4 protein-coding genes are annotated in these 3,128 nt (G+C 49.5%); 2 read left to right on the forward strand and 2 right to left on the reverse strand.

What is annotated here, in order from left to right; all coding sequences use genetic code 11:
* On the forward strand, positions 1 to 1,360 hold a 1,360-nt coding region (locus CINSTRO3249_RS14360), incomplete at its 5' end, for a flagellar biosynthesis protein FlhF (protein ID WP_254304262.1).
* A gap of 116 nt (positions 1,361 to 1,476) precedes the next feature.
* Here CINSTRO3249_RS14360 and CINSTRO3249_RS14365 read toward each other — a convergent pair.
* Positions 1,477 to 2,427 carry a hypothetical protein gene (locus tag CINSTRO3249_RS14365; protein ID WP_074013755.1) on the reverse strand — a complete coding sequence of 317 codons (951 nt, stop codon included), beginning with the start codon at positions 2,425 to 2,427 and terminating at the stop codon, positions 1,477 to 1,479.
* Between the two features lie 30 nt (positions 2,428 to 2,457).
* Positions 2,458 to 2,652: a hypothetical protein gene (locus CINSTRO3249_RS14370; protein ID WP_074013756.1), complete on the reverse strand. Its 195-nt coding sequence runs from the start codon at positions 2,650 to 2,652 to the stop codon at positions 2,458 to 2,460.
* 64 nt (positions 2,653 to 2,716) lie between these two features.
* Between CINSTRO3249_RS14370 and CINSTRO3249_RS14375 the strand changes: the two genes are divergently transcribed.
* Complete coding sequence (locus CINSTRO3249_RS14375) at positions 2,717 to 3,124, forward strand: DUF1640 domain-containing protein (RefSeq protein ID WP_074013757.1); 408 nt, start codon at positions 2,717 to 2,719, stop codon at positions 3,122 to 3,124.
* Positions 3,125 to 3,128 lie beyond the last annotated feature (4 nt).

Below are 3,128 nucleotides of genomic sequence, written 5' to 3' on the forward strand. Positions count from 1 at the left end.
CATAGGTATCTACACATTTATCGTGATACCTGTTATTACTTTGCAGAATGATTTCAACCTATCTGTTGGCGGGATTGACTCTCGCCTTACCCGCCGATATCAGACGCTGGTTAAACAGCATATGACGCCCGCGGCTCTTCTTGCTTCTGCGGTTAAAGACCTCGCAAGTGCTCAAAAATCAACTTTCGCAACTACCCAAGCTGTCTGGCGTTTTCTGAATAATAAGCGAATTAGCTTCAGTCAACTCAATGAGCCAATTATTTCGCTAGCACTTGAGCAAATTTCGCTTAGCCCGCATCCATACGCTCTCGTTGTTCATGATTGGTCACGTTTACAATTTCTTTACCATCATGCCAAATACGGACGCTTAAAAATGACGCACGGTGGCGATGTTGGATATGAACTTCAAAGCAGCTTGCTGGTTGATGCTGGCACGGGTTTGCCAATAGCGCCTCTATCTCAGACACTTACCGATGCAACCGGTTGTCATTCAACGTTGGCGGAAGGACTGTCCGAACGGCAGACACATATGGACGCCTTGACGACCGATATTGCCCGTGTGGAATCGCTTAATATAGGTAAAAAGCTGATTCATATAATTGATAGAGAGGGTGACTCTATTGGACATATGCGGACGTTGAGTACTCAAGGAATATGCTGGCTTATCCGAGGAAAAGAAGGACATGGTGCAGAGTGGCAAGGTAATTCATTGAAAATTGGTGAGATTGCTGCTCTTCTGCCATACAACGGATGCGGACAGGTAGACTGGAAAGGGAAAAAAGCTGATATGGAAATCAGTGAAACCTCGATAGTCATAACCCGAGCTGCGCAGCAGAAGCGTAAAGATAAAGAAACCGGCCGCCGCATAAAAATCCAACCTGGAGAGCCTCTGACGGTCAGATTGGTTGTTGTTCGGCTTACGGATGATCTCGGTAATGTGGTGGGACGCTGGACGCTGCTTACAAACGTTTGCAGCGAGATCACCTGCGAGGAAGTAGCTCGTTGGTATTACTGGCGCTGGAATATTGAATCATTTTTTAAGTTGCTGAAAGGTGCCGGACATGACGTAGAAACATGGCTTCAGCGCAGCGCGCCAGCCGTACTACGCAGGTTGTTAATAGCCAGTATGGCTGCTGTTCTGGTATGGCGGCTGCAACGCGCTGAAGGAGAAGAAAATGCGGCAGCCCGCCAGCTGATATGTCGCTTGTCAGGACGACAGCAAAAGCGAGGCCGCAGAGAGAGCGCTCCTGCTCTGCTCGCTGGCCTATCCATCTTGTTGAATACACTAAAATTATTATCGGAATATAGTCTGGAAGAACTTACTCATTTAGCGAGAGTTGCTCTTAAGCCTCCTCCCTGATGTGTAGATACCTATGCCTTCAGGCACCGCCAGTTTTGTGGTATTTCACGTCTTGCGGGGTCTGCACAAAATCGCTGTAGCCCTTGTGGAATGCGGCTTCTTCTGGGCATACCCCCTCATCCCAGCATTTCCATGCTAATGCTTTTGGCCGTGTAGCCGGTTAATTGTCGTCCATCAATGCGGATGCGTTTCTTCGTCAGAAAGCGGATGTGATCGGCATAGACATGCAGCCATTTACCATCGACAGGAATGCGTTTGAAGCCGAAGCGCTCACGTTCTGATGCCTGCACAAATGGAATAAAAACTTTTTTAGACAATTGGTTATCTGCACACAACCCCTCATCTAGCAGCCCCTTACCTCTGATGCGGTATATCCAGAAACTTTCAAAGCGTCCGGTGATTTTTCGTGTACGGATGCTCACGTAGCCAAGCCGAGTCATCAAGCGCCCAAATTCTGCATTATCCCGAAATATGCCGGTCAGGTAGTCCACGGTATGCCGATGCCAGCCGAGGCGCTGATAGTTTTTGGCGAGGCCCGAATAGCGCTTTGTATCCAGCAACTCGTACTTATCCGATTGGCGTGGATTCTGGAAGACGAACCAACCGTCTGTTGCTTTTCGCCGCACATCTGAATCTATTTTCAGGGCAAATGTAGATAACGCTTTACCATTTCGACGCTGCTCAAAACGGGTACATGCGGGGTTGTTAACCAGGATATTCAGGCAGTAATCATCAAGCTTATGCGGATGCACAAAAGACAATAACTCCTTATCTTTCAAAATATTATCTGCACACAACCCCCTATGGTACTCGTAGGATACCTTATCGCTGCCCGTCAACCCGGCATCGCTATTCGCCTCATGCACAGAGACGCCGGAATGCAGCCAGACAAGTCCGTTACCGTTATGCCGCAAGCCAAGGTCGGTGAGCGTGCATGTGCCGTTGTTGATGGGCGTCCAGTCGCCGGAGATGACATGTCGGCGTAGAGTGGCTGTATCGCACTCTGCTGGCCGGATTTCGGGCGCAGCGAGGGCAGGGAGCGCTAACTCCCGCTTTTGCAATTGCATGATTGAGCCTCGATAGGGTGGTGGGTGGGATTACGCCTGCATCAAAAGCTTTACGAAGTCATCGCGCATTTTCGGTGTGAGAAGGTAGTTAACGATGGCGACGCCCATTTCGGAAAGCCTTATCACGATATGGCCCTTGTCATCGTTTAAAACTTCTAGTTCGTGGACATGATTCTGCCATTGCTCAAGGCCCGTTGGTGTAGGGATGGTTTGGTTGTAATTCATGGAGGTAACTCCTTTCGTTGATGTGGTGGATACGCTACACTTGGCCTAAACAGGAGGATTTCCCATGGGCCAAGTTGCATTTGATACATTGCAGGCGTCAGAAGAGCTTGAGACTGCTGGCATCTCTAGAGAGCAGGCTAGGGCGATTTCGCTCGTCGTACGCAAGTCTCATGAGGTGGCGGATGTGGCTACTAAGACTGATATCGTTGAAGTGAAGCGCGATATCTCTGACGTGCGCAAGGACTTGACGGCGCAGATAACTGACGTTCGCAAGGACATGGAAGCCCGCTTCGAGAAGACCGACGCGCAGATAGCCGATGTCCGTAAGGACCTATCCGCCGAGATAGCCGATGTCCGTAAGGATATGGCTAACAGGTTCGATAAATTGGGACTACAGATGACAGTTCGTATGGGTGGAATGCTGATTGCCGCCGTTGGCCTCATGACCGCTATTTTGAAAGTGCTGAAATAGCTTC

Origin of the sequence: Candidatus Sodalis sp. SoCistrobi (assembly GCF_900143145.1) — a bacterium.
In the GTDB taxonomy this organism is placed as follows: Bacteria; Pseudomonadota; Gammaproteobacteria; order Enterobacterales; family Enterobacteriaceae; genus SoCistrobi.

What these genes read in the sequence shown, in the direction of transcription:
- CINSTRO3249_RS14375 (WP_074013757.1), top strand. Translation starts at nt 2,717, where the DNA reads ATGGGCCAAGTTGCATTTGATACATTGCAGGCGTCAGAAGAGCTTGAG.
- CINSTRO3249_RS14370 (WP_074013756.1), bottom strand. Translation starts at nt 2,652, where the DNA reads ATGAATTACAACCAAACCATCCCTACACCAACGGGCCTTGAGCAATGG.
- CINSTRO3249_RS14365 (WP_074013755.1), bottom strand. Translation starts at nt 2,427, where the DNA reads ATGCAATTGCAAAAGCGGGAGTTAGCGCTCCCTGCCCTCGCTGCGCCC.